The 23,190-nt window shown below is 44.4% G+C and carries 26 protein-coding genes; 24 read left to right on the plus strand and 2 right to left on the minus strand.

Going from position 1 to position 23,190, the window contains the following annotated elements:
* The first annotated feature begins 495 nt into the window (after nucleotides 1-495).
* A complete protein-coding gene (locus H7968_RS05155; protein ID WP_227395170.1) occupies nucleotides 496-3,039 on the plus strand; it encodes a vitamin B12-dependent ribonucleotide reductase in 2,544 nt (847 codons plus the stop codon).
* Nucleotides 3,040-3,123: 84 nt separating this feature from the next.
* Nucleotides 3,124-3,999 carry a patatin-like phospholipase family protein gene (locus tag H7968_RS05160; protein WP_227395171.1) on the plus strand — a complete coding sequence of 292 codons (876 nt, stop codon included), beginning with the start codon at nucleotides 3,124-3,126 and terminating at the stop codon, nucleotides 3,997-3,999.
* Here the strand turns inward: H7968_RS05160 and H7968_RS05165 are convergent.
* Nucleotides 3,991-4,377, minus strand: coding sequence for an SA1362 family protein (locus H7968_RS05165; protein ID WP_227395172.1), 387 nt, complete (start codon nucleotides 4,375-4,377; stop codon nucleotides 3,991-3,993). The two genes, H7968_RS05160 and H7968_RS05165, sit on opposite strands and share 9 nt — an antisense overlap.
* 100 nt (nucleotides 4,378-4,477) lie before the next feature.
* Entirely contained in the window at nucleotides 4,478-5,425 is a 948-nt protein-coding gene (locus tag H7968_RS05170) for a DUF1385 domain-containing protein (protein WP_227395173.1), read from the minus strand.
* Nucleotides 5,426-5,654: 229 nt separating this feature from the next.
* On the opposite strand from H7968_RS05170, the gene H7968_RS05175 reads away from it, so the two are divergent.
* The 22 genes from H7968_RS05175 (at nucleotide 5,655) to H7968_RS05280 (ending at nucleotide 23,112) form a co-directional block, all read left to right on the plus strand.
* The gene (locus H7968_RS05175; RefSeq protein ID WP_227395174.1) at nucleotides 5,655-6,113 is read left to right on the plus strand and encodes a YqhR family membrane protein; all 459 of its coding nucleotides are present in this window, start codon (nucleotides 5,655-5,657) and stop codon (nucleotides 6,111-6,113) included.
* Nucleotides 6,114-6,150: 37 nt separating this feature from the next.
* Entirely contained in the window at nucleotides 6,151-6,609 is a 459-nt protein-coding gene (gene aroQ / locus H7968_RS05180; protein WP_227395175.1) for a type II 3-dehydroquinate dehydratase, read from the plus strand.
* The gene (locus tag H7968_RS05185) at nucleotides 6,596-7,654 is read left to right on the plus strand and encodes a M24 family metallopeptidase (RefSeq protein ID WP_227395176.1); all 1,059 of its coding nucleotides are present in this window, start codon (nucleotides 6,596-6,598) and stop codon (nucleotides 7,652-7,654) included. Before aroQ ends, H7968_RS05185 begins: the two co-directional genes overlap by 14 nt.
* A gap of 21 nt (nucleotides 7,655-7,675) precedes the next feature.
* Nucleotides 7,676-8,233 carry an elongation factor P gene (gene efp, locus H7968_RS05190; protein WP_134376593.1) on the plus strand — a complete coding sequence of 186 codons (558 nt, stop codon included), beginning with the start codon at nucleotides 7,676-7,678 and terminating at the stop codon, nucleotides 8,231-8,233.
* A gap of 169 nt (nucleotides 8,234-8,402) precedes the next feature.
* Nucleotides 8,403-9,311: a stage III sporulation protein AA gene (locus H7968_RS05195; RefSeq protein WP_227395177.1), complete on the plus strand. Its 909-nt coding sequence runs from the start codon at nucleotides 8,403-8,405 to the stop codon at nucleotides 9,309-9,311.
* Complete coding sequence (locus H7968_RS05200) at nucleotides 9,308-9,823, plus strand: stage III sporulation protein AB (RefSeq protein WP_227395178.1); 516 nt, start codon at nucleotides 9,308-9,310, stop codon at nucleotides 9,821-9,823. The genes H7968_RS05195 and H7968_RS05200 overlap by 4 nt, the downstream gene beginning before the upstream one ends.
* 18 nt (nucleotides 9,824-9,841) lie before the next feature.
* Entirely contained in the window at nucleotides 9,842-10,048 is a 207-nt protein-coding gene (spoIIIAC, locus tag H7968_RS05205) for a stage III sporulation protein AC (RefSeq protein ID WP_134376590.1), read from the plus strand.
* Nucleotides 10,049-10,060: 12 nt separating this feature from the next.
* Nucleotides 10,061-10,474, plus strand: coding sequence for a SpoIIIAC/SpoIIIAD family protein (locus H7968_RS05210; protein ID WP_227395179.1), 414 nt, complete (start codon nucleotides 10,061-10,063; stop codon nucleotides 10,472-10,474).
* Nucleotides 10,474-11,577, plus strand: a complete 1,104-nt coding sequence (locus H7968_RS05215) for a stage III sporulation protein AE (RefSeq protein ID WP_227395180.1) — start codon at nucleotides 10,474-10,476, stop codon at nucleotides 11,575-11,577. The genes H7968_RS05210 and H7968_RS05215 overlap by 1 nt, the downstream gene beginning before the upstream one ends.
* 10 nt (nucleotides 11,578-11,587) lie before the next feature.
* The gene (locus H7968_RS05220) at nucleotides 11,588-12,094 is read left to right on the plus strand and encodes a stage III sporulation protein AF (protein WP_227395181.1); all 507 of its coding nucleotides are present in this window, start codon (nucleotides 11,588-11,590) and stop codon (nucleotides 12,092-12,094) included.
* A complete protein-coding gene (locus H7968_RS05225) occupies nucleotides 12,094-12,663 on the plus strand; it encodes a hypothetical protein (RefSeq protein WP_227395182.1) in 570 nt (189 codons plus the stop codon). The genes H7968_RS05220 and H7968_RS05225 overlap by 1 nt, the downstream gene beginning before the upstream one ends.
* Nucleotides 12,664-12,677: 14 nt before the next feature.
* Nucleotides 12,678-13,247 carry a SpoIIIAH-like family protein gene (locus H7968_RS05230; RefSeq protein ID WP_227395183.1) on the plus strand — a complete coding sequence of 190 codons (570 nt, stop codon included), beginning with the start codon at nucleotides 12,678-12,680 and terminating at the stop codon, nucleotides 13,245-13,247.
* Nucleotides 13,248-13,521: 274 nt separating this feature from the next.
* Entirely contained in the window at nucleotides 13,522-14,022 is a 501-nt protein-coding gene (gene accB, locus H7968_RS05235) for an acetyl-CoA carboxylase biotin carboxyl carrier protein (RefSeq protein WP_227395184.1), read from the plus strand.
* 16 nt (nucleotides 14,023-14,038) lie between these two features.
* Complete coding sequence (accC, locus tag H7968_RS05240; protein ID WP_227395185.1) at nucleotides 14,039-15,400, plus strand: acetyl-CoA carboxylase biotin carboxylase subunit; 1,362 nt, start codon at nucleotides 14,039-14,041, stop codon at nucleotides 15,398-15,400.
* Between the two features lie 15 nt (nucleotides 15,401-15,415).
* A complete protein-coding gene (locus H7968_RS05245) occupies nucleotides 15,416-15,820 on the plus strand; it encodes an Asp23/Gls24 family envelope stress response protein (protein ID WP_134376582.1) in 405 nt (134 codons plus the stop codon).
* Nucleotides 15,821-16,058: 238 nt separating this feature from the next.
* A complete protein-coding gene (gene nusB, locus H7968_RS05250) occupies nucleotides 16,059-16,460 on the plus strand; it encodes a transcription antitermination factor NusB (RefSeq protein WP_227395186.1) in 402 nt (133 codons plus the stop codon).
* Between the two features lie 24 nt (nucleotides 16,461-16,484).
* Nucleotides 16,485-17,339: a bifunctional methylenetetrahydrofolate dehydrogenase/methenyltetrahydrofolate cyclohydrolase FolD gene (folD, locus tag H7968_RS05255; RefSeq protein WP_227395187.1), complete on the plus strand. Its 855-nt coding sequence runs from the start codon at nucleotides 16,485-16,487 to the stop codon at nucleotides 17,337-17,339.
* Nucleotides 17,340-17,438: 99 nt separating this feature from the next.
* Nucleotides 17,439-18,785: an exodeoxyribonuclease VII large subunit gene (xseA, locus tag H7968_RS05260; RefSeq protein ID WP_227395188.1), complete on the plus strand. Its 1,347-nt coding sequence runs from the start codon at nucleotides 17,439-17,441 to the stop codon at nucleotides 18,783-18,785.
* A 1-nt stretch (nucleotide 18,786) separates the two neighbouring features.
* Nucleotides 18,787-19,014 carry an exodeoxyribonuclease VII small subunit gene (locus H7968_RS05265; protein ID WP_134376578.1) on the plus strand — a complete coding sequence of 76 codons (228 nt, stop codon included), beginning with the start codon at nucleotides 18,787-18,789 and terminating at the stop codon, nucleotides 19,012-19,014.
* 2 nt (nucleotides 19,015-19,016) lie between these two features.
* On the plus strand, nucleotides 19,017-19,898 hold the full coding sequence (locus tag H7968_RS05270) for a polyprenyl synthetase family protein (RefSeq protein WP_227395189.1): 882 nt from the start codon (nucleotides 19,017-19,019) through the stop codon (nucleotides 19,896-19,898).
* 477 nt (nucleotides 19,899-20,375) lie between these two features.
* Nucleotides 20,376-22,268, plus strand: coding sequence for a 1-deoxy-D-xylulose-5-phosphate synthase (gene dxs / locus H7968_RS05275; protein WP_227395190.1), 1,893 nt, complete (start codon nucleotides 20,376-20,378; stop codon nucleotides 22,266-22,268).
* 4 nt (nucleotides 22,269-22,272) lie between these two features.
* The gene (locus tag H7968_RS05280; RefSeq protein ID WP_227395191.1) at nucleotides 22,273-23,112 is read left to right on the plus strand and encodes a TlyA family RNA methyltransferase; all 840 of its coding nucleotides are present in this window, start codon (nucleotides 22,273-22,275) and stop codon (nucleotides 23,110-23,112) included.
* Nucleotides 23,113-23,190 lie beyond the last annotated feature (78 nt).

Below are 23,190 nucleotides of genomic sequence, written 5' to 3' on the forward strand. Positions count from 1 at the left end.
AGCATAAGGCGAAGATGAAAAGAGGGCTGATCTTCGCCCTCGTTCATCTTTGACTTATGACCTCGAGGGCTAATTGCCGAAGCTAGACAAAGGAAAGCGGAGGAATGTCCTGGCACGGTTCTGTCAAACAATACCTTAAAAAATGAGCTAAAAAGCTCATTTTTTTCTTTTTGTTTAAATGATAGCATAGGTTCCTTTAAGAGAAATGCAGGTGGCTGTTGATTTCTAGATTAAGGAAGAAATGCTGTTTGAAACTCAAGCTCCGATTTGGTCGAAAATTGGGGAAATGTTATAAAAAACACTGCGTTTTCTCGTGTTTTGTTCATTTTTCTTATAATTGAGCATTTGACAAAATCTTTTGCTTGACCGAAAAAACTATATATAGTATTTAGGTGAAAAATAAAAACACAATATGTTGTGTTTTATAATTGAAATTCGGGTAATGGAAGAGTAAACTACAAATAGTTAATATTTAATCATGAAGGGGAGACACAAATGGCACAATTATCTACTTCAGTACCTAAACTCAACAAAGAGGCATTGAACCGGGATATTAAACAGTTCCCTCAGGTACACGAAATTACAGATCAGATGTCGAAAACACATAAAGGTGTGTCGAGACTGGTCATGCTTGACCGCTATTCATTTAAAGATACTGAAAAGAAGACACTGAGAGAAGGGGACTTTGTTGTTCTGACGATCCGTGAAGACCCGAAATTTCCTGCTCGTGGACTTGGTTTTATTCAGAGTATTGACTGGAACAGGCGTGAGGCACATGTGCTGATTGAAGAAGAATTCAGAAATTCCCTTGATACACCGAAAGAGATGGAGTCAGGTGTTGTTGTCAGATCTCTTGATGTCATTGAAAAACCGCTTGAAGTTTATTACGAACAGATTGCGCTGCGTAATGCAACGGGTCTCGCAGCAGTTGAAAAAACACCTGAGCTTCGTGAACAGTGGACAAAAAAGTTTTACGAAGAGCTTTCCAATATGCGTTTTGTACCTGCGGGCCGCGTGCTTTATGGAGCGGGAGCGGAGACAGACGTTACATTTTTCAACTGTTACGTAATGCCTTTCATTCAGGATTCAAGAGAAGGGATTTCAGATCACCGTAAGCAGGTCATGGAAATCATGAGCCGCGGCGGTGGTGTCGGGACAAACGGTTCGACACTGCGCCCGCGCAATACACTGGCAAAAGGCGTAAACGGCAAATCTTCGGGTTCTGTTTCATGGCTGGATGATATTGCGAAGCTGACGCACCTGGTTGAACAGGGAGGATCACGCAGAGGGGCACAAATGATTATGCTCTCGGACTGGCATCCTGACATCATTGAATTTATTATCTCCAAGATGCAAAATCCGAGAATTCTGCGTTTCCTTCTTGAAACAACTCAGGATGATTTTATCAAAAAGATCGCACAGGAAAAACTTAAGTTTACGCCTTTAACAGAGCAGGAAGCCGCCATGTATCAAAGCATTGCCAATTATGAAAACATCGAAGGCTTCGGCGGCTTTAATCAGTCCATTATTGATGATGCGAAAGAAAAGCTTGCTGAAGGCGGAACTTATGCTGTTCATAACTCTGAATTTCTTACAGGTGCCAATATTTCAGTCTGTCTGACGGACGACTTTATGAAAGCAGTGGAAGAAGACGGAGACTATGCATTAAGATTCCCGGATGTAGAAAATTACACGGCCGAGCAGATGAAAAACTACAATGAAAACTGGCATGAAGTCGGTGATGTGAGACGCTGGCAGGAGCAGGGTAATGCGGTAAGAACATACCGTACAATTAAAGCGAAAGAGCTTTGGAACCTGATCAATATTTGTGCAACGTACTCAGCGGAACCTGGTATTTTCTTTATTGATAATGCCAATGACATGACGAATGCAAAAGCATACGGTCAGCAGGTTGTAGCGACAAATCCATGTGGTGAACAGCCGCTGGCTCCATACTCTGTATGTAATCTGGCAGCCGTAAACCTGGCAGAATTCGCGGATAAGAAGAATAAAACGGTTGATTTCAAACGTCTGAAGCAAACGGTTGAAGTTGGTGTTCGCATGCAGGATAACGTCATTGATGCGACACCGTATTTCCTTGAAGACAACAAAAAGCAGGCACTTGGTGAGAGACGTGTCGGACTTGGTGTGATGGGGATGGCAGATCTGCTTATTTACTGTGAAAAAGAATACGGTACAGCAGAAGGCAACAAACTCGTTGATGAGATTTTTGAGACAATTGCCGTTACGGCCTACAAGACATCAGTAGAGCTTGCAAAAGAAAGAGGATCGTTCCCATTCCTTGCTGGTGAAACAGAAGAAGAAACAAGTGCGCTGCGCCAGGCCTTTACTGAAACAGGTTATATGAAAAAGATGCCTGAAGATGTGAGAAGTGCGATCGTGGAACACGGTATCCGGAACTCTCACCTGCTGACTGTCGCTCCAACGGGAAGTACGGGTACAATGGTGGGCGTATCTACAGGCCTTGAGCCATACTTCTCATTTACTTATTACCGCAGTGGACGTCTTGGTAAATTCATCGAGGTGAAAGCGGACATCGTCAAAGAATATCTGGAGCTGAACCCTGGTGCATCAGAAGAAAACCTGCCGTCATTTTTTGTGACAGCGATGGAGCTTTCACCTGAAGCACACGCAGATACACAGTGTGTCATCCAGCGCTGGATTGACAGCTCTATTTCAAAAACAGTAAACGCACCAAAAGGTTACTCTGTTGAACAGGTGGAAAGCGTGTATGAGCGTCTGTACCGCGGTGGAGCAAAAGGTGGAACGGTTTATGTTGACGGCAGCCGGGACAGCCAGGTACTGACGTTGAAAGCAGAAGAAAACAAGCAGGACGAGCCAAAGAGAAAGCAAAACGTTGTACTCGTAGATACGATTCAGGATCTGCGCTCGACAAATGTAACAATCGGCTCTGAGATCGGAAACACGTGCCCGGTCTGCCGAAAAGGAACAGTGAAAGAAATCGGCGGCTGTAACACATGCACAAACTGTAACGCACAGTTGAAGTGTGGATTATAAATAAATGTTTAAAAAAGAAGAAGGTCCAATGCGGCCTTCTTCTTTTTTGTCGTCCGCATATCATAAACCAAAAGGGGTGAGGGTGTGCAGGCAGATGTCGTTTTTTCAGGAGGCGGTGTGAAAGCACTGGCGTTTATTGGTGTTTTGCAGGCTTTGGAGGAATACAGGATTACCATCAGGAAAGTGGCGGGTACCAGTGCCGGCGCAGTGATCGGAGCGCTCGTCAGTGCAGGATACAGCTCAGAGGATCTGATCAAAATGCTTCCGGAGCTGTCGATGTTTGCCCGTGCTGAACAAAAGATGAACCGGACTCCAACGATTTTAAGGTGGCTGTTACTTTACTGGAAGAAAGGACTGTATTCCGGGGACGGCATTAAAGAATGGATGGACCGGAAGCTGTTTGAGAAAGGAATCAGATATTTTGAGGACTTACCCTATGAAAAGCTGCGAATGATTGCTTCTGATCTGACAGATGGTGAAATGCTCGTTTTACCAGATGACATAAAGCGTTATACAAATGATAAGAGGCATTTAACGATAGCTGAAGCCGTCAGAATGAGCGCTTCACTGCCGTTTTTTTATGAACCGGTTAAGCTTAAATCAGGTAAAGAGGTTCATTATATTGTAGACGGTGGGGTGCTCAGTAATTTTCCGGTGTTTTTATTTGATGAAAAGGAACAGCAGGTGCCGCTCTTCGGGTTTCAGCTGACAGCTGAAGAAGTAGGGTCTACACGAAAAATTGATAATGTAGTGGAGTTATACGAGGCACTTTTTCATACAATGAAGGAAGCGCATGATCAGAGATTCATTAAGAAAAACCCGAGACTCAGATGGGTTGTTGTCAAAACGCCTCCAATTCCAACAGCGGGCTTTCAGTTGAAACCGGAAAAAATGCACGCCCTGATCCGATCAGGGCGTGCAAAAACAATAGAATTTATAGAGAAAGAAGGCTTAAAGTGACATTCTTTTTTTCTTCTTTCCTTTTTTTCCTTCTATGACTGTGAGCTTTGGTGCACCGATCCGGGCTGCTGAAGCTCTTTTGGCAGGTGTCGTTTTTCTTGCCTGTGTTTTCTTTGCCGCCGTTTTCATTCGGGTAGGAGGGGCCGGAGTCTGGTATCTCTTCTTCGACTGTTTTGCTGCTTTTTTAAATGCCTGCTGCTCCCGGCGGTCTGTTCTTCTGCTCATCCATATACGGTAAATGACATAAATGACGAGGGCAATCGCCGCATACGTCAAAATCATGCTTAACAGTCTTCCCGGATCTGTTACGAGAATACTGATCAGACCAATTACTCCTAAAATCACAACGACTGAAGCGAAAATCATTCTTCCACTCATTACAGCCACCTCCTACAGCTCGTCATGCGAAGCCGGCAATGCACGCCGGCTTTTTTAAAAGGAACAGGGGCTCCGTCCCCCACGAGCCTTTTTTAATAGTTTAGACAAGTGCAGCCTTTTTTAAACCTGACTCAGCCGCTTCTTCCACTTCAAGCATTTTATTAAATGAAGCAATGGCTACTTCCACCTGATCATCTTTTGGTTCCTTCGTTGTCAGTAGTTGAAGCCACAGGCCCGGATAACCGAGGTATTTGAGAACAGGTACTGACCGAACTTTGTTTGTCAGCTGAAGTACTTCAAATGAAATGCCAAGAACAACCGGAATCAGTGCAATACGGTTTAATACACGCACATAAAGCGGGTCAACCGGCACTAAAAGATACACAAACATCCCGACAATAACCGTAAATAGAATAAAACTTGAACCACAGCGGTAATGAAGTCTTGACTGTGATTGAACATTTTCCACGGTTAACGGAAGATTGTTTTCGTAGGCATTAATGACCTTATGTTCCGCACCGTGATACTGAAACACCCGCTTAATTAATGGGGTCAGTGAGATGAAATAAATGTATGCAAGCAGCAGCACGATTTTAAACGTGGTCTCAAGTAAAATCTGCTCGAATTTACCCGGAAGGATAAAGCTGAACGCATCGGCAAGAAAAACGGGAATCAGTGTAAAGACAAACTTCCCGAAAAGGAAGGATAATACACCGATCGCAGCAATGCCAAATATCATTTCGAGTTTTGATGCTTTTTGTTCCTCTTGAACCTTTTCGTCGTCCTCAGGCATCACATCAAAGCGTTCACTTGAGAAATTAAGGTGCTGCGTTCCATTGGCACTTGCCTCAATGAGTGCAATGATTCCCCGAAGAAAAGGGATCTTTTTCATTTTTTGAAACGCCGGCTTTTGCTTGCGCGGCAGATGAAAATATTCTATTGATTGATCTTTCCGTCTGATTGCAGTGACCGTATGGCGTTTACCCCCGAACATTACGCCTTCCATCACAGCCTGCCCGCCATATGCAGGCTTTTGATTGTTTGCCATCTATTACACCAGCCTATCCAAAACATTCCTTTATATAAGGTAACTCCAGTTTACTAAAAAATTAGCCTTTCTACTAGCCGTATGAGGTTATCTGCAATAAATAATTTCATTTTTGGGAATACTTCTTGAAAGTGATCGTGCACAGGCGCGACTTTTATTTATATTTTATATCCAGAACTTATTCTTTACCATTCCAATAAAAATTAACCATGTAACGGAGGTAATCAAAATGAAGTTTCCTACTATGAGTTTTAATATGCTTACTTTTTGGACGGGACTAACAGCAGGCGTCCTTTTTTATTTAATGAACCGGTTTTATACCTTTTTTCATTTTATAGAAAACGAATGGCTGCTTTCTGTTTTTCCGGACTGGGAAAAGAATTGGCTTAATCAGCTCCAACTATTATTTATTGTTTGTCTCATCTCTATCGTGTGGGCGTTTTTATATAAATCATTCATAAAAACGGGGGAATCTATTATCCCCGGGGTGATTGTGAATCTGATCCTGCTTTTGCTGATCTTTGCTGGAGGGTGGCTGGCAGACGCGGCCATGAATCCACTTAAGCTGGAGGCCCATACTGTCATCTCCATGACGTCGCTGTTTATTCTTCACGGTGCTTTTACAGGTTACTCCATAGCCTATCACGAACCATATGAGCAGGATAGTGAGACTTCAGGTGCTTTGTGATACAATAGCGTGGAGTGAATTTGTGGGGGGACAGTGTATGCAAAAAATCCTGCTTTTAAATGGACCGAATCTGAATCGCCTCGGAAAAAGGGAGCCGGATATTTACGGCGCTGATACGCTCGAATCTGTGGAAAAAAGAATCGGCGCGCTCGCTGAGAAATATGGCTTTGATTTTCATGCGGTCCAGTCAAACCATGAAGGCGATTTGATTGATGCACTGCATCAGGCAGAGGATGATTCATATGCAGGGGTTTTGTTTAACCCGGCAGCTTATACGCATACGAGTTATGCCCTTCGTGATGCTGTAGCAGCAGTTTCTTTACCCGTTATAGAAATACATATATCAAATATTCATGCCAGGGAATCATTCAGGCATCAGTCCGTTATTGCGGCTGAAGCAAAAGGGCAGATTGCGGGGTTTGGCGTGTACGGTTATGAACTCGGATTCTACGCTTTAAAACAGATGATTAAGGGAGTTGGAAATGATGAAGCTTGAAAAACTTCGTAAAGAGCTTGCAGGTAAGGCAGATGGAATGCTGATCACGAGTACATATAACAGAAGATATTTAACGAATTTCACCGGTTCAGCAGGTGCCGTTCTGATTTCAGCTGATGAAGCCGTTTTTATTACTGATTTCCGCTACACAGAACAGGCGGAGGAACAGGCGCAGGGATTCACGGTCATTACACATAAAGGTCCGATCACAGAAGAAATCGCCTCCCAGTGTAAACGGCTTGGTATTAAAAAGCTTGGGATTGAATCAGATCACCTCGTTCTGAGCACTTACAGAAGCTACGAAAAATCAATTGATGCAGAACTTGTTCCGCTGTCAGGTGTCATTGAAAAAATCCGCTTGATTAAGACAGATTCTGAGATTAAGATATTAAAGGAAGCTGCGGACATAGCAGACGCGGCGTTTAAGCATATTCTCGACTTTATTCAGCCTGGAAAGAGCGAGATTGAGGTGTCAAATGAGCTGGAGTTCTTCATGCGCAAAGCCGGTGCAGTATCATCGTCTTTTGATATTATTGTTGCATCAGGACACCGTTCTGCTCTTCCGCACGGTGTTGCAAGCGATAAGATCATTGAAAAGGGTGATTTTGTCACGCTTGATTATGGTGCGCTGCACAAGGGGTATGTATCAGACATGACCCGTACACTGGCCGTTGGTGAGCCGGATGCCAAGCTGAAGGAAATTTACCAGGTCACGCTGGATGCACAGCTGAAGGCAATGGATGGGATCCGTCCTGGGATGACCGGAAAAGAAGCGGATGCACTTGCCCGTGATTACATTGCTTCAAAAGGATATGGGGATTATTTTGGACATTCCCTCGGGCACGGGATTGGTCTTGAGGTTCATGAAGGACCAGGACTGTCATTCCGTTCTGATATCGTCCTTGAAGAAAATATGGTTGTGACAGTGGAGCCGGGTATTTATCTGCCTGGAATCGGCGGTGTACGTATTGAGGATGATACGGTGCTGACGGCTGATGGCAATGAAACACTCACTCATTCAACAAAAGAATTGCTTATTTTATAATTTGATACAGGAGGAACAAATATGATTTCAGTAAACGATTTTCGTACAGGTTTAACTATTGAGGTAGATGGCGGAATCTGGCGTGTAATGGATTTCCAGCACGTGAAGCCTGGTAAAGGAGCGGCTTTTGTCCGTTCAAAGCTGCGTAATCTTCGTACAGGTGCTGTGCAGGAAAAAACATTCCGTGCAGGTGAAAAAGTGGCGAAAGCACAAATTGATAACCGCCGCATGCAGTATCTTTATGCCAATGGAGATATGCACGTATTTATGGATAACGAGTCTTATGAGCAGATTGAACTTCCTGCTGCACAGATCGAATACGAACTGAAGTTTCTTCAGGAAAACATGGAAGTACAGATCATGATGTATCAGGCTGAAACACTTGGGGTTGAACTGCCAAACACAGTTGAACTGAAAGTAGTTGAAACTGAGCCTGGCATTAAAGGTGATACAACAAGTGGCGGTTCGAAGCCGGCTACAGTGGAAACGGGTCTCACAGTAAACGTACCTTTCTTTATTAACGAAGGTGACGTTCTGGTCATCAACACGACTGATTCTTCATACGTTTCAAGAAAATAAAAGCATTTGAAAAAAGTCCGGTATTTACGCTGCAAGCGTAGATGCCGGACTTTTTTGTGTGTAAACAGTCATGAGGATGGTTGAGGGCAAAAAGCTCTTCGTCATAATTACCGCTGCTCACCATAGAATGAACGTAAAAGTAAGTGTCTCAAAAAAGGAGTATCAGCACATGCATATGATCTACTCGCTTTTCACCAGAAATCTGCAGGAATACATATTGCCCGCTGCGGGTGAATCGCTTACCGGCTGGCATGAAATCAGGATCCGTATGAACCGTCATATTGAACTGATCGGGCTGAATCAGAGAAAGGAAATTCATTATGAAGTGACAGAGGATGACTGCTTTTATTTAATGGACAGGCTGACGAGCTATTCCCTATACTCCCATACAAAAGACATCACATCCGGATTTATTACGCTGAAAGGAGGGCATCGGGTCGGCCTTTCAGGTGAAGTGGCGTCAAAAACAGATCAGGTTCAGGCATTCCGTTATGTCACATCCTTTGCGATCCGGATTGCCCATGAAAAAATCGGATGTGCAGAACAGGTTCTAAAGCTTCTCTGTACAAGAGAACCTGATAGGTTGCCGCATCTACTTATTTACGGGATGCCGGGAAGTGGGAAGACGACCTTTTTGAGGGATTCAGCCCGGATTCTTTCAGGGGGATCTGAGACAATAACTGACATTCCTCTGAGGACGGTATGTGTTGTAGATGAACGGTCAGAAATTGCCGCCTCCTGGCAGGGGGTTCCGCAGCTGACGTTTGGGCTGAGTCTGGATGTGCTCGATAAGTGTCCGAAAACACTTGGCATTCAATGGATGGTCAGGAGCATGAGTCCTGACGTCATGATCGTGGATGAGATCGGAAGTCTTGAGGATCTCGGTTCGATCAAGGAAGCAGTCGCTTCAGGTGTCATTCTTTTTATGACGGCACACGCCAGCAGCTATGATGATCTATTGAAAAAAAACGGATTCCGGGAACTATTAGAAAAGACTGTCCATTTCACACTGCGCTGTACGTGTGATCATTATCTCCTTGAGTTTCAGGGTGAAGCGATTGAAGAGGTTGAAAAATGATGATGTTTGCCATAGGTGCAGGCTGTATTGTGGTCAGTTTTACACTTGAAGGTATGCGAAGGGCTTCCATTTTAAGAAAGAGGAGGCTCGTTTTACTTGATATTGTGAGAGCGTGCCACTGGATGCTTGGAGAAGTCTCCGGCAGACAAACGTCCATGATGGAAATCATCCGCTACCAGCAACAGTCAGATTCTCTGCTCGTTCCTTTTTTTAGAGCGCTGAAAGCAAACATGGGACAGGAGGATAAGCCGCTTCCTGAAATATGGAAGGATACGGTTGTGCAAACCGGTGAATTTTCCTGCCTGGATGCTGAGGATGTAAGCTGGGTGATGAGGATTGGTGAGGCGTTTCAGGGGATGAATGCCGAGATGGTGGAGCGTGATCTTAACTTTACGGTATCAGGTTTACAGGCAAGATATGAACAGGCGCTTGAGCGTGAGGGGAAGTTTGTAAAAATATACAGAGTTGCCGGGGTGACGTGCGGTCTGCTCGCAATATTGCTTTTAAGCTGATGACAGGAGAGGTAGCAGGTGATCATAGATGCAGACATATTATTTAAAATTGCAGGAGTGGGACTTGTCGTGGCCTTTTTATACACTGTTCTGGATCAGGCGGGAAAGAAAGAATATGCGCAGTGGCTTGCGTTTTTCGGCTTTATATACGTGCTGTTTATTGTGCTGCAGGCACTTGATACTTTTTTCAGTGCTGTCCGTTCCGTCCTTATGTTTTATGAATAGAGTGTGCTGCCGATGGAGGAGTTAATCCGGACTGCAGGGATTTGTTTTTTAATCGGATTTTTAGCGCTTGTCATTAAAGAACGATCGCCGCAGGTTGCCATATTGCTGACGCTTTGCGGGAGTGTTTTACTGCTGACAGAGCTCCTGCACGCTTTGAAAATGGCTGTCACGATGCTTCATCAGTTTGCGGGGTATGTTCCGGGTCTCGGAGAATATTCATCCATTTTGCTAAAAGTACTGCTCATCGCATTTTTATCAGAAATCTGCATCCATCTATTAAAATCGATGGATCAGCCTCTACTCGCCATCATTATTGAATGGACGGGCAAAATGATCATTCTGATGATTGCGTTCCCGGTTTTTATTGAATTAATGGAAAATATGCTAATGCTGTTGCCGGATCAGTTCGCCAAGGAGCCGTTCTGATGAGTGTACCCATACAGCAGGAGCAGATGAAGCAGGATCAGCTTATGGCCCCGGAACATGACACGTGGCTCAAATATTGGGACGAACTGTCCGTGGATTATGGTGAGTACATGCCGGAGCTCTCAAAACAAACATTTTTTGAAGCAGTTACCAATCCGTCAGAAACGTTCACAGAATGGTTTTCAGGTTTTTCGATGTTTTTTTTTCATCAGATCGCTGAAAATATGCAGATCATTTTTTGGCTGCTGTTATTCCTGGTGATCGGATCGATTCTTCAGATTTTGCACCAGTCTTTTTCTCATCAGGCTGCAGCGGAAGTCAGTCCGCTGGTTTTAACCGGTCTGCTCCTGATGACAGTCATTAAAAGTATACAGAAGTGTCTGGAATATTTTTATGATGCGCTTCATATGATGGGTGATTTTCTTTATGCCTTACTGCCTTTGTATATGGCGTCGATTACCTTTTCAGGCGGACCTGCTTCATCTGCCGTCTCCTATCCGATCATGCTCGCCATGATTCATTTTTCCATGCTGCTTCTCAAAACGGTCATTATCCCGCTTTTTATTCTGGCGATCTTTTTTGATCTCGCCAATACGTTCTCCAGCTCATTTAATACAGGAAAATTCGCTGCCTTTTGCAGACAGCTCGGGTTGTGGATCCTCGGCTTATCAGCTGTCATTTCGACCACGATATTATCAGTTCAGACCGTAACGGCTTCTGTAGCGGACGGTGTAGCGGCTAAGTCCTTGAAAACGATGGTTGGAACATTTATACCTTTCGTTGGGAAAGTCGTATCGGATACGGCAGATCTTCTGCTCGCTTCCTCTGTCCTGGCTAAAAATGCGATCGGTCTTGCCGGTGCCTGTTTATTGCTGATGATTGTGCTGTTTCCAGCCATAAAGATTCTGGTGATTGCGCTGATGTACAGGCTGTCAGCTGTTGTGATGGAGCCGGTTGGTCACCCTTCTTTAATTCAGGCGGTTGATGCGGTCAGCAAAGGTCTTTTTCATATAGGTGCTGCTCTATTATTTATTTGCTGCAATTTCTTTCTGGCGATCATCATCCTTTTATTCGTCAGTAATATTCCGCTAATGATCAGGTGAGGTGATGGATGTGACCTTTTATTCTTGGGCTTCTCAGCTGCTTGTATTGATAGTATTACTCATATTGGCAAGTGCTGCTGCGCCATCAGACTCGTGGAAACCGTTTATCAGACTCATTGCAGGACTGTTTTTCCTGCTATGGCTCATCACCCCGGTCAAATCACTGATGGATGAATCAGAGCATCACCTGATCATGCACAATTTTTTTAATACAGCGTGGTTAAAATCAGAACGCGAACGGGGAGAACAAATAATTGATGGAATGAATGACAAGCGGGATACATATTTATTAGAGCAGGCGGAAGAAGCACTGAGAGGACAGGCGCAGGAAGCACTGGAAACAGACTGTGAATGCCGGGTTGAGGCCGTCAGATTAAATGACGGTTCGAACGTTCACATCTATATTAAAGGGGGATTTGAAAGCGGCAGAAATCTGAAAGAGCGGCTGGCAGCGCTGTGGGAAATGGAGAATGACCAGATCATTTATCATATCAACGAACAACCGGGGAGGGAATGATGGACAAGCTGAAGACGCTGTTTTCATCAAGAGATCCGACGTTTCAAAAGAAATGGCCATTGATTCTGCTTTTGCTGATCATCGGGCTGATCCTCGTTTTACAGGGAAGAGAGCCCTCTGAACAAGAAGTGACCACGATTCCTGTAAGCGAGACGGAGGAAGAGTTCGAGCAGATCAAAAAGCTTGAAAACGAAGCTGAAAAAAGACTGGAAGCCATGTTGAAAAAAGCACTTGGAACAAACAAAGTGGAAGTCATGGTGACGTTGGGGACAAGTGAAAAAAAGATTTTTGCCCGTAATGAAACGACGCAGCAGGATCAGTCCGAGGATCAGAAGGAAGGATTCAGCTCGGCGGCTGACCGGAACTCGATGACCTCGCAGCTCGTTTTCGGGAACCAGTCACAGCAGGGGGCACCCGTGTTGAGTTACATAGAAAAACCGGCGATAACAGGTGTCATGATTGTGGCTGAAAATGGACAAGAGGCAAAAGTAAAAAAACAGATTGCAGAAGCCGTATCAAAAGCGCTGGATGTTTCATCACACCGCGTAGCTGTTATACCTTATGAATAAGGAGATGGATATTAATGCTTAAAAAGCAAACCGTGTGGCTGTTAACGATGGTAAGTTTAGTTGTCGTTTTATCCGTATATTATGTATTCTCGCCTTCTGAAGAATTGTCACCGATTACACTTGATGAGTCAGCTGAAATGGTGTTAGGGGAAGATTCGGATGAATGGCTGCTTGAAGATGAAGTGGATGTAACATCCGAAGCAGCTGGAGATGAATTATTTGACGTATTACGTATGGAGGTTCAGGACGAAAGAAGTGCACTGCGTGAACAGCTGACTTCCAAAGTCGCTTCAACTGAATTTTCAGCAGCTGAAAAAAATGAGGCCTATGCTGCGATGGAAGAATTAACGAAACTAGAAACAAAAGAGCAGATGATCGAATCCATGATTAAAGCACTCGGTTATGAAGATGCGCTTGTGCGTTCAGAGGACAACAGAGTGCTGATCACCGTTAAATCGGCTGAAAATGAACACTCGAAAGAAGCCGCCAATGAGCTCGTTCAGCTCGGACGAAGAGAGCTTGGTGAGCAGGCATTTGTATCCGTGATGTTCGAACCGTCTGAACAGGCAGAATCAGCTGAGTAATTAAAAGCCGGAACAGAGCGCTTATAAAGCGCATGTTCCGGCTTTTTGGCTGTTAGCAGATCGTGGTGGAAGCTTTAATCACCCTGACAATTTCCATACGATCTATTATGCAGGAAATTGCATCCGGGTTGAGAGTGAAGTATGTTACAATATCCATTATGTAAGCGTTTAAATAAAACGTTTTTTACATGAAGTTGAATTATGGGCAGTTGTTATCGTATGATATTAGTAGCTGCTGCTAATAACTAATTATAAAAGTCAAGGAGTGTCTACTATGTTAAAAGTACAGGAAATCAGAGAGTTAATTAAACTGATTGACAAGTCTTCAATTGATGAATTTACATACGAGCAAGATGGTGCAAAAATTAAAATGCGCAAGCAGTCCAATGCTGTCGTACACCAGGTTGAGCAGGTTGTCACAAGCGCACCTGAGCAGACAGCTCCCGTTCAGCAGGCACCCGTTCAGGAAACGGCACCGGCTGCAGTGCAGGAAGAAAAAGCAGCTGCTCCTGCAGTAGAAACGCCATCTCTTGAAGGAACAGTTGAAATTAAATCACCGATGGTCGGCACTTTCTATGAGGCTTCTTCGCCTGATGCAGATCCTTTTGTGAAGGTTGGATCAAAGGTGAGCAAGGATACGCCTGTTTGTATCGTTGAAGCGATGAAGCTGTTTAACGAAATTGAAGCGGAAGTGGATGGAGAAATCGTTGAGGTACTGGTCAAAAACGGCCAGCTGGTAGAATACGGACAGCCTCTTTTTCTTGTTAAAGAATAGTTAGGAGAGAAGACGTATGATTAAAAAGGTATTGATTGCGAACCGTGGAGAAATTGCGGTACGTATTATCAGAGCATGTAAAGAGATGGATATAGAAACCGTAGCTGTGTATTCTGAAGCGGACAGAGAAGCCCTGCACGTGCAGCTTGCTGATGAGTCGGTCTGTATCGGGCCGAAGCTTTCAAGAGACAGCTACTTAAACTTTACGAATGTGATTTCAGCAGCCAAACTGACTGGAGCGGATGCGATTCATCCAGGTTATGGTTTCCTCGCTGAAAACGTGGACTTTGCTGAACTGTGCAGAGACTGCAATATCATTTTTATTGGACCAAGTCCTGAGGCTATTTCAAAAATGGGAACGAAGGATGTGGCACGTGAGACGATGCGTGAAGCAGGCGTTCCTGTCGTGCCGGGTTCAAAAGGCATTGTAGCCTCTATTGATGATGCCCTTACCCTTGCTGAGGAGATCGGTTACCCGGTCATTATTAAAGCGACAGCAGGCGGCGGAGGTAAAGGAATCCGTGTGGCGAAAACACCTGCAGACCTTGAAAAAGGCATGAAGGTAACGCAGCAGGAAGCAGAAACAGCATTCGGTAATCCGGGTGTTTATATTGAAAAATATATTGAGGATTTTAGACACGTTGAGATCCAGGTGCTTGCCGACAGCCATGGCAATACCATTCACCTCGGTGAGCGGGACTGCTCGATCCAGCGCCGTCTGCAAAAGCTGCTTGAAGAAACACCTTCTCCTGCGCTCGATCAAAAGGTCCGTGAGAGAATGGGTGATGCTGCCGTAAAAGCAGCTGAAGCTGTGAAATATACGGGTGCCGGAACGGTCGAATTTATTTATGATCATAACGAACAGTCATTTTATTTCATGGAAATGAATACACGTATACAAGTTGAACATCCCGTTACAGAAATGGTAACAGGTGTTGATCTGATTAAAGAACAGATTCGTGTAGCCTCAGGTGAAAAGCTGCCAATCACACAGGAAGAAGTTGAATTCACAGGCTGGTCGATTGAGTGCCGCATCAATGCAGAAAATCCTGAAAAGAATTTCATGCCTTCAGCCGGAAAAATCACGATGTACCTGCCCCCGGGTGGTCCTGGTGTGCGTGTTGACTCTGCAGCTTATCCCGGCTATGAAATTCCGCCTTACTATGATTCCATGATTGCCAAGGTTATCACATACGGCACAACACGTGATGAAGCTGTTGCGAAAATGAAGCGCGCGCTTTCCGAGTTTGTCATTGAAGGCATTCATACAACGATTCCTTTCCACCTGAAGCTTCTGAATCATGATGTATTTACAGGCGGAGATTTTAACACCAAGTTTTTGGAGACGTATGATATTATGTCTAAGAAGGCTGAATAAAAGGAGGATATTATGATGTCTGAGAATCAGAATAATCTGCTCCAAATGAGCAGCCTGGAACAAAATCAGTTGGGTAAAATTGAAATTGCTCCGGAAGTGATTGAAGTAATTGCCGGTATCGCTGCTTCTGAGGTAGACGGAATTGCTCAAATGCGCGGCAACTTTGCATCCGGTGTTGCTGAGAGACTCGGTAAGAAAAATCACGGTAAAGGCGTGAAGGTCGAGCTTGGAGAAGAGGGCATTATCCTTGATGTGTACTGTACGGTGAAGTTCGGGATCTCGATTCCGACTGTTGCCCAGAAGCTGCAGGATAATATCCGCCAGACACTGCAGAATATGACGGCACTCGTTGCCGAGGAAGTTAATATTCACATTGTTGGGATCCAGTTCGAATCAGCAAAGCTGGAAGAAGAAGAATAAAGACAGATGTAAAAGGTGTCCTTATAAGGGGACACCTTTTTCTGTGTGCTGCATGGACAGCCTGGCAGCACAAACCGTCGGGTGTTTTACGATAGATTTATTAAAGTGAGAATCACGATCATTTTGACAGCGTTATCATGAAAGTTTCATGAAGTTACGTTAGTAGGGACTGCGATTTTGTGCTATGATCTTTTTATGACATGGATATTATGCAATTAGAGAAGGAGTTAAACTTGAAATGAAAAGACGAACGGCCAGAGAAAAAGCGCTGCAGGCTTTATTCCAGATGGATATGAACGAGATGGAGCCGGAAGAAGCGATTGAAAATATTCTGGAAGATGAAAAAAATGATGATTATCTGACAGCCCTTGTAACAGGGGTACATGAAAATAAACCAGAAATCGATCAGACCATACAAGGACATCTCGAGCGCTGGAAGATTGACCGTCTTGCCCGGGTGGACCGGAATATTTTACGGGTAGCGTTATACGAGCTTTTATATAAAAAAGAAGAAGTCCCATATAACGTAGTCCTGAATGAAGCGGTTGAGATCTCTAAGCGTTTCGGTGATGAAAAATCAAGCAAATTCGTGAATGGGGTTTTATCAAAGGTTGTAACGACTTTACATTCACGTGATTGATCACACGGGAGGCGTAAAAGCAGAATGACAGCTGAAATAATCGATGGCAGAAAAATCGGACTGGATATAAGAGAAGAATTAAAAAGCCGTATTGAAAAGTTAAGGGAGAGCGGTCAGCCACCGGGTCTGGCAGTTGTACTCGTTGGACATAATCAGGCGTCGAAAACGTACGTATCAATGAAACAAAAGGCGTGCACTGAGCTCGGGATTTACTCTGAGCTGATCGAACTTCCTGAAGAGACGACAGAAGCCGCATTGCTCGAGGTTGTGAACGCCCTTAATGAAAATGACCGGATTCACGGTATTCTCGTACAGCTTCCTTTACCTGATCAAATCAGCGAAGCCGCAGTTATTGAAGCGATTAAACCGGAAAAAGATGTAGATGGTTTTCACCCGGTCAATATTGGCCGTATGCAAACCGGAGGAGAAGCATTTTACCCCTGCACTCCGTACGGTATAATCAAAATGCTTGAACATAAAGGTATAAACATTGCCGGAAAGCATGCTGTCATCGTGGGTCGGAGTAACATTGTCGGCAAACCGATGGGACAGCTGCTATTAAATAAACATGCGACGGTTACAATCTGCCACTCACGCACGGAAAATCTGGCCTATCATACGAAGCAGGCTGACATTGTGATTGCTGCAGTAGGTATTCGCCATCTGATCACGGCTGACCATATAAAAGACGGAGCGATCGTGATTGATGTCGGCATGAACAGAGATGATGCCGGAAAGCTTTGTGGTGATGTTGATTTTGAAGGCTGCAAGGACAAAGCGTCTGCGATCACACCTGTTCCCGGCGGTGTCGGACCCATGACGATTACAATGTTACTCGCGAACACAACAGAGTCAGCAGAACGCGCCCGCATGAAATAAAAGATCAAGAGTGGCTCCCGGGCATTGCCCATATAAAGGGGGCCGCTTTTTTATTGAATACCGGAATCATATTTTATCATGTCCGAAAGGAGAAACCGTATGTCTACTCCGAGGTACCTGACTGTCAGTGCATTAACAAAATACATAAAAAGAAAATTTGATGCTGACCCTCACCTGTCTAACGTTTATATTAAAGGGGAATTGTCAAATTTCAAGAAACATTCGAGCGGACATTTGTATTTCACATTAAAAGATGGAAAATCAAGAATTGCCGCCGTGATGTTTTCCTCTGCTGCTTCCTCATTGAAATTCCAGGCTGAAAACGGGATGGAGGTACTGATTCAGGCGGATGTTTCTGTATTTGAATCAAGCGGGCAATATCAGCTCTATGTGAAAAAAATGGAGCCTGATGGCATCGGCGCCCTGTATCTTGCCTATGAACAGCTAAAGGAAAAGCTGTCAGAGGAAGGGTTATTCCATGCTGAAAGAAAACGCGGACTCCCGCTTTATCCTGTTAAAGTAGGTGTCATTACGTCTCCGACCGGAGCGGTGATCAGAGATATTCTGACCACGATAAAAAGACGATATCCAGTTGTATCCGTCAGGCTCTATCCCTGCTCAGTCCAGGGCGAAAAAGCCGTACCTTCGATTCTTGAGGCATTAGAAAAAGCAAAGCATGATGAAGAACTTGATGTTGTCATTATTGGCCGTGGTGGCGGGTCAATAGAAGAGCTTTGGGCGTTTAATGATGAGCAGATTGCCAGAGCCATTGCCGCATTTCCTGTCCCGGTCATTTCGGCTGTCGGGCATGAAACGGATGTAACAATCGCGGATTTTGTTGCTGACATGCGCGCCCCGACACCAACTGCAGCTGCAGAACTTGCAGTGCCTCATATTGAAGAGGTGCGTGAGAAAATCATGGCTGCCTCCATCCGGGCTCACCGTGCAGTCAATCAAAAAATTCAATTTGATAAACAACGACTGTTTAAGCAGACAGGTTCTGTTGTATTTAAGAAACCTCAGAAATTAATTGAGCAGCAGGTTCAGCAGTTAGACAGGCTGCGTGAAAATCTCTCAAGAGAATCTCATTTAATTAAAGAAAAAGCCGGCATCCGCCGTGACAGACTTCATGAAAGGCTGATCAGGCTCAGTCCTGACAGGCAAATAGAGCACAAAAGGTCACTCGTATCAGCCCTTCATACCCGGCTTGAAAACCGCACACAGAAACTCGTGACAGTAAAAGCGCACCAATTTCAGCAGTCAGTATCCACGTTAGAAGCATTAAGCCCATTAAAAATAATGAACAGAGGATACAGTCTGGTATATGATGAACAGGGGAACCTGATTAAAAACAGTCAACAGCTCAAAGAAGGAGATGCAGTCAAAGTGTCACTGCAGTCATCAGATCTCCTTTGTACAATCGATGAAATCAAGGAGCGTGAATAAAATGGCAGAGCAAAAACAATCATTTGAAGAGGCAATGCAGGAGCTTGAGAAAATTGTCTCACGTCTTGAAGAGGGAGATGTGCCACTTGAAGAAGCCATTTCCTATTACCAGAAAGGTGTAGAACTATCGAAAATCTGTCACGAAAAACTTCAGCATGCGGAAAAACAGCTGGCGACGATCATGACAGATGAAGGTGAAAAACCACTTGACCCGGAGGATGTGGAATAAAAATGAACCGATTGTCAGAATTCATGACTAAAAATAAATTAAAAGTTGAGCAGGTCCTATTAAATGCAATTACATCATTGGATTGTCCTGAAAAACTTCAAGAAGCCATGATTTACTCAGTAAAAGCAGGGGGTAAAAGAATTCGCCCGCTGCTCGTGATGGCAACAGCACAGTCATTTGACCGTAATCCGGAACGTGCGCTCGAAGCAGGCGCAGCCCTTGAAATGATACATACGTATTCATTAATTCATGACGACCTGCCGAGTATGGATGATGATGATCTGAGGCGCGGCCAGCCGACCAATCATAAAGTATTTGGTGAAGCGTTTGCGATTTTAGCCGGAGATGCACTGCTTACACTAAGCTTTGGTATCATTGCCGATTCCGTAAACTTTACGCCTGAAGAAAAGGTGAAGCTGATCGGATTACTTGCGAAAGCTTCAGGAGCAGAGGGAATGGTTGGTGGACAGGCTGCTGATATCGAAGGTGAGGAAGCTGATCTGACCATTAAAGAGCTTGAGTCCATTCATGTCCGCAAAACTGGCAGGCTATTGGAATACGCGGTAAAAGCAGGAGGCATCATCAGTGGTCTGGATGACAGAGAACTGAATCTTCTTGGTGATTACGCGAAACATATCGGACTCGCTTTCCAGATACGGGATGATATTCTGGATGTGGAAGGCGATCAAAATGAGATTGGCAAACCTGTCGGCAGCGATGAGGCGAACAAAAAAAGCACGTACCCGGCTCTGCTCGGTATGGAGGAAGCAAAACGAAAGCTGCAATACCATATTGAAAAAGCTCATGAATCCCTGCAGAAGATCCATCCAGAACCAGACTTACTTGCAGATATAGCAGACCTGATCGCTTCCCGTACGAGCTGATAGTGGAGTGAGACAATCTGAAACAGGATATGATATACTTAGCTACAGTGACATACCGGCAATAAGGATCAAAACTTATATGTTTTGGACGCTTAACATAGACATGACATCATCAGACTGATCATCATAAGTAACCTTAAATAGAATCTCTATAGCCGTTATCACACGTGTGCTGGCGGCTATTTTTTCTTTACACGGGTATTTTACATAAAAAGAGATTACGTGGATGACACGGTATCATCATGTTGGAAATGTCAGGGGCTCAAAGTGATATTTAATTGATTCTGACACCATAAAACATTTTCCAACCCAACAAACCCGACTATTTGTTGAGTAAAATCCGGACATTGTTATAATTGAAATACAAAGAAAACGAAAAAAATAATTTAGTGACATGAACCTGTTATCTGATGCCGGAAAAGTAAAAAGAAAAAGGCGATGGATAACGGGACCCTTTCAGGAAAGAGAGTGATCCATATGGACGTAACAAAAATTAAGGATCCGGCGTTTTTAAAAAATCTGTCTAAAGAAGAGATGGTTGAGTTAAGCCAGGATATTCGGGATTTTTTGATTGAAAACCTCTCCGCTACGGGAGGACATATCGGTCCGAATCTTGGTGTGGTCGAATTGACACTTGCTTTACACAAGCATTTCGACAGCCCGAAGGATAAGTTTTTATGGGATGTCGGGCACCAGTCTTATGTCCACAAAATACTGACCGGACGTGGAGATAAGTTTGATACGCTTCGTCAGTTTAAAGGACTTTGCGGATTCCCGAAGATGAATGAAAGTGAGCATGACGTCTGGGAAACAGGCCACAGTTCAACATCATTATCTGCTGCGATGGGTATGGCGATTGCACGTGATATTAAAGGGGACTCTAACTACGTTGTTCCTATTATCGGAGACGGAGCGCTAACCGGTGGTATGGCACTTGAGGCGTTAAATCATATTGGGCATGAAAAGAAAGATATGATTGTCGTGCTCAATGACAATGAAATGTCAATCGCACCGAATGTCGGAGCTCTTCATAGCGTACTCGGGAGAATGAGAACGGCAGGGAAATATAATAAAGCAAAAGATGATCTTGAATATATCCTGAAAAAAATTCCGGCTGTTGGCGGAAAGCTTGCCACAACGGCTGAGCGGGTTAAAGACAGCTTAAAATATCTGCTCGTATCAGGCATGTTTTTTGAAGAGCTTGGATTCACTTACCTTGGACCGGTAGATGGCCATAATTTTGACGAACTTGATGAAAACATCCGATTTGCCAAGAAAACGAAAGGTCCTGTGCTGCTTCATGTTATTACAAAAAAAGGAAAAGGTTTTCACCCTGCTGAAAATGACAAAGTTGGTACATGGCATGGTACCGGCCCTTACAAAATCGACACTGGTGACTTGATTAAATCAGCGGTAAAGGGACCGGCGTGGAGCGCGCTCGTAAGTGAAACGGTAAGAAAATCTGCACGTACAGATGAAAGAATTGTCGCCATTACTCCAGCAATGCCTGTTGGATCAAAGCTGGAAGGATTTGCGAGTGAGTTTCCGGATCGTATGTTTGACGTAGGGATTGCAGAGCAGCATGCGACAACACTCGCAGCGGGACTCGCGACCCAAAAAATGAAGCCGTTTCTGGCGATTTATTCAACCTTCCTGCAAAGAGCTTACGATCAGGTCGTTCATGACATTTGCAGACAGAACCTGAACGTCTTCATCGGTATTGACCGTGCCGGCCTTGTAGGGGCTGACGGCGAAACGCATCAGGGTGTATTTGATATTGCCTTCCTGCGCAGCCTGCCTAATATGGTTGTCATGATGCCAAAGGATGAAAATGAAGGACAGCATATGGTCCACACGGCATTAACCTATGACGATGGCCCGATTGCGATGCGTTATCCAAGAGGGAACGGATCAGGTGTTGAAATGGATGAAGAACTTTCCGCTTTGCCGATCGGTTCATGGGAAGTGCTGAGAGAAGGCTCGGATGCAGCGATTCTGACATTTGGAACGACAATTCCGATGGCTTTAAATGCAGCTGATAAGCTTGCGAAGTCAGGACTTTCAGTTAAAGTTGTCAACGCACGGTTTATTAAACCGCTTGATGAAGCGATGATGATGGACCTTTTGAAGCTGAATATGCCACTGCTGACAATCGAAGAAGCAGTGCTGCAGGGTGGTTTTGGAAGTGCGGTATTAGAGTTTGCACACGATGCAGGGTTCGGCCATGCTACGATTGAACGTATGGGCATTCCAGATCAGTTTATTGAGCATGGCAGCGTTGGAAAACTGCTTGAAGAAATTAATTTAACGGAGAGCCGTGCGGTTGAACTGATTCAGTCCATGGTTCCGGCTAAAGAAAAAAGGGCGTAAGTGAATGAAGGTTAAAAAACAGCGTATTGATATCCTCCTTGTAGAACAGGGACTGGCTGAAACGCGGGAAAAAGCGAAAAGAGCCATTATGGCCGGCCTTGTCTATGCAAATGAAGAACGGCTTGATAAACCGGGAGAAAAAATCCCTGAGGATACGGTATTATCCGTTAAAGGAAAAGTAATGCCGTATGTAAGCCGTGGAGGATTAAAGCTAGAAAAAGCATTACAGGCATTTGATATAGAAATCGAAGGTAAAACCATGATTGATGTCGGATCATCAACCGGCGGATTTACAGACTGCGCGCTTCAAAAAGGAGCTGCCATGTCTTATGCCGTTGATGTAGGCTACAACCAGCTGGCTTGGAAACTGAGGCAGGACGACAGAGTGGAAGTCATGGAAAGAACCAACTTCCGCTATCTGACACCTGAAGATCTTAAAAGAGGGATTCCGGATTTCTCATCCATTGATGTATCCTTTATCTCCCTGAAAATCATCCTTCCCGTGCTCAGAACACTGCTCAAACCAGGCAGCGACGTCATCGCACTCGTAAAACCGCAATTCGAAGCGGGACGCGATCAAGTAGGTAAAAAAGGTATTGTAAGAGAGGCATCCATTCATAGAGAAGTGCTGCACAACATGATCCGGTTTGCACTTGCTGAAGGATTTGATGTTGTGAATGGATCCTATTCACCGATCACCGGCGGAGACGGAAACATCGAATTCCTGCTCCACCTCAAAACATCAGAAAGCCAGCCCGGCCAAATGAACGAATCCGTCCAGGCCGATGCAATCGTCGAAGAAGCACACACAAACTTCAAAAAAGCCAAAAAAGAAAACAGCTGACACCCCAGCTGTTTTCTTTTTATCAAAAAGTCACTGCCCCCATTTAAGCCATTATAAAAGGGCCAGTAAAACTCCCTA

This window comes from Jeotgalibacillus aurantiacus (genome assembly GCF_020595125.1).
Classification (GTDB): Bacteria; Bacillota; Bacilli; order Bacillales; family Jeotgalibacillaceae; genus Jeotgalibacillus; species Jeotgalibacillus aurantiacus.

Bases quoted from the DNA above. Each gene is read 5' to 3' on its own strand.
- accB (WP_227395184.1), top strand. From the start codon at position 13,522: ATGTTAAAAGTACAGGAAATCAGAGAGTTAATTAAACTGATTGACAAG.
- aroQ (WP_227395175.1), top strand. From the start codon at position 6,151: ATGCAAAAAATCCTGCTTTTAAATGGACCGAATCTGAATCGCCTCGGA.
- efp (WP_134376593.1), top strand. From the start codon at position 7,676: ATGATTTCAGTAAACGATTTTCGTACAGGTTTAACTATTGAGGTAGAT.
- H7968_RS05210 (WP_227395179.1), top strand. From the start codon at position 10,061: ATGGAGGAGTTAATCCGGACTGCAGGGATTTGTTTTTTAATCGGATTT.
- H7968_RS05195 (WP_227395177.1), top strand. From the start codon at position 8,403: ATGCATATGATCTACTCGCTTTTCACCAGAAATCTGCAGGAATACATA.
- H7968_RS05265 (WP_134376578.1), top strand. From the start codon at position 18,787: ATGGCAGAGCAAAAACAATCATTTGAAGAGGCAATGCAGGAGCTTGAG.
- H7968_RS05245 (WP_134376582.1), top strand. From the start codon at position 15,416: ATGTCTGAGAATCAGAATAATCTGCTCCAAATGAGCAGCCTGGAACAA.
- accC (WP_227395185.1), top strand. From the start codon at position 14,039: ATGATTAAAAAGGTATTGATTGCGAACCGTGGAGAAATTGCGGTACGT.
- dxs (WP_227395190.1), top strand. From the start codon at position 20,376: ATGGACGTAACAAAAATTAAGGATCCGGCGTTTTTAAAAAATCTGTCT.
- xseA (WP_227395188.1), top strand. From the start codon at position 17,439: ATGTCTACTCCGAGGTACCTGACTGTCAGTGCATTAACAAAATACATA.
- H7968_RS05230 (WP_227395183.1), top strand. From the start codon at position 12,678: ATGCTTAAAAAGCAAACCGTGTGGCTGTTAACGATGGTAAGTTTAGTT.
- H7968_RS05270 (WP_227395189.1), top strand. From the start codon at position 19,017: ATGAACCGATTGTCAGAATTCATGACTAAAAATAAATTAAAAGTTGAG.
- H7968_RS05170 (WP_227395173.1), bottom strand. From the start codon at position 5,425: ATGGCAAACAATCAAAAGCCTGCATATGGCGGGCAGGCTGTGATGGAA.
- H7968_RS05200 (WP_227395178.1), top strand. From the start codon at position 9,308: ATGATGATGTTTGCCATAGGTGCAGGCTGTATTGTGGTCAGTTTTACA.
- H7968_RS05280 (WP_227395191.1), top strand. From the start codon at position 22,273: ATGAAGGTTAAAAAACAGCGTATTGATATCCTCCTTGTAGAACAGGGA.
- folD (WP_227395187.1), top strand. From the start codon at position 16,485: ATGACAGCTGAAATAATCGATGGCAGAAAAATCGGACTGGATATAAGA.
- H7968_RS05185 (WP_227395176.1), top strand. From the start codon at position 6,596: ATGATGAAGCTTGAAAAACTTCGTAAAGAGCTTGCAGGTAAGGCAGAT.
- H7968_RS05155 (WP_227395170.1), top strand. From the start codon at position 496: ATGGCACAATTATCTACTTCAGTACCTAAACTCAACAAAGAGGCATTG.
- H7968_RS05175 (WP_227395174.1), top strand. From the start codon at position 5,655: ATGAAGTTTCCTACTATGAGTTTTAATATGCTTACTTTTTGGACGGGA.
- H7968_RS05165 (WP_227395172.1), bottom strand. From the start codon at position 4,377: ATGAGTGGAAGAATGATTTTCGCTTCAGTCGTTGTGATTTTAGGAGTA.
- nusB (WP_227395186.1), top strand. From the start codon at position 16,059: ATGAAAAGACGAACGGCCAGAGAAAAAGCGCTGCAGGCTTTATTCCAG.
- H7968_RS05225 (WP_227395182.1), top strand. From the start codon at position 12,094: ATGGACAAGCTGAAGACGCTGTTTTCATCAAGAGATCCGACGTTTCAA.
- H7968_RS05215 (WP_227395180.1), top strand. From the start codon at position 10,474: ATGAGTGTACCCATACAGCAGGAGCAGATGAAGCAGGATCAGCTTATG.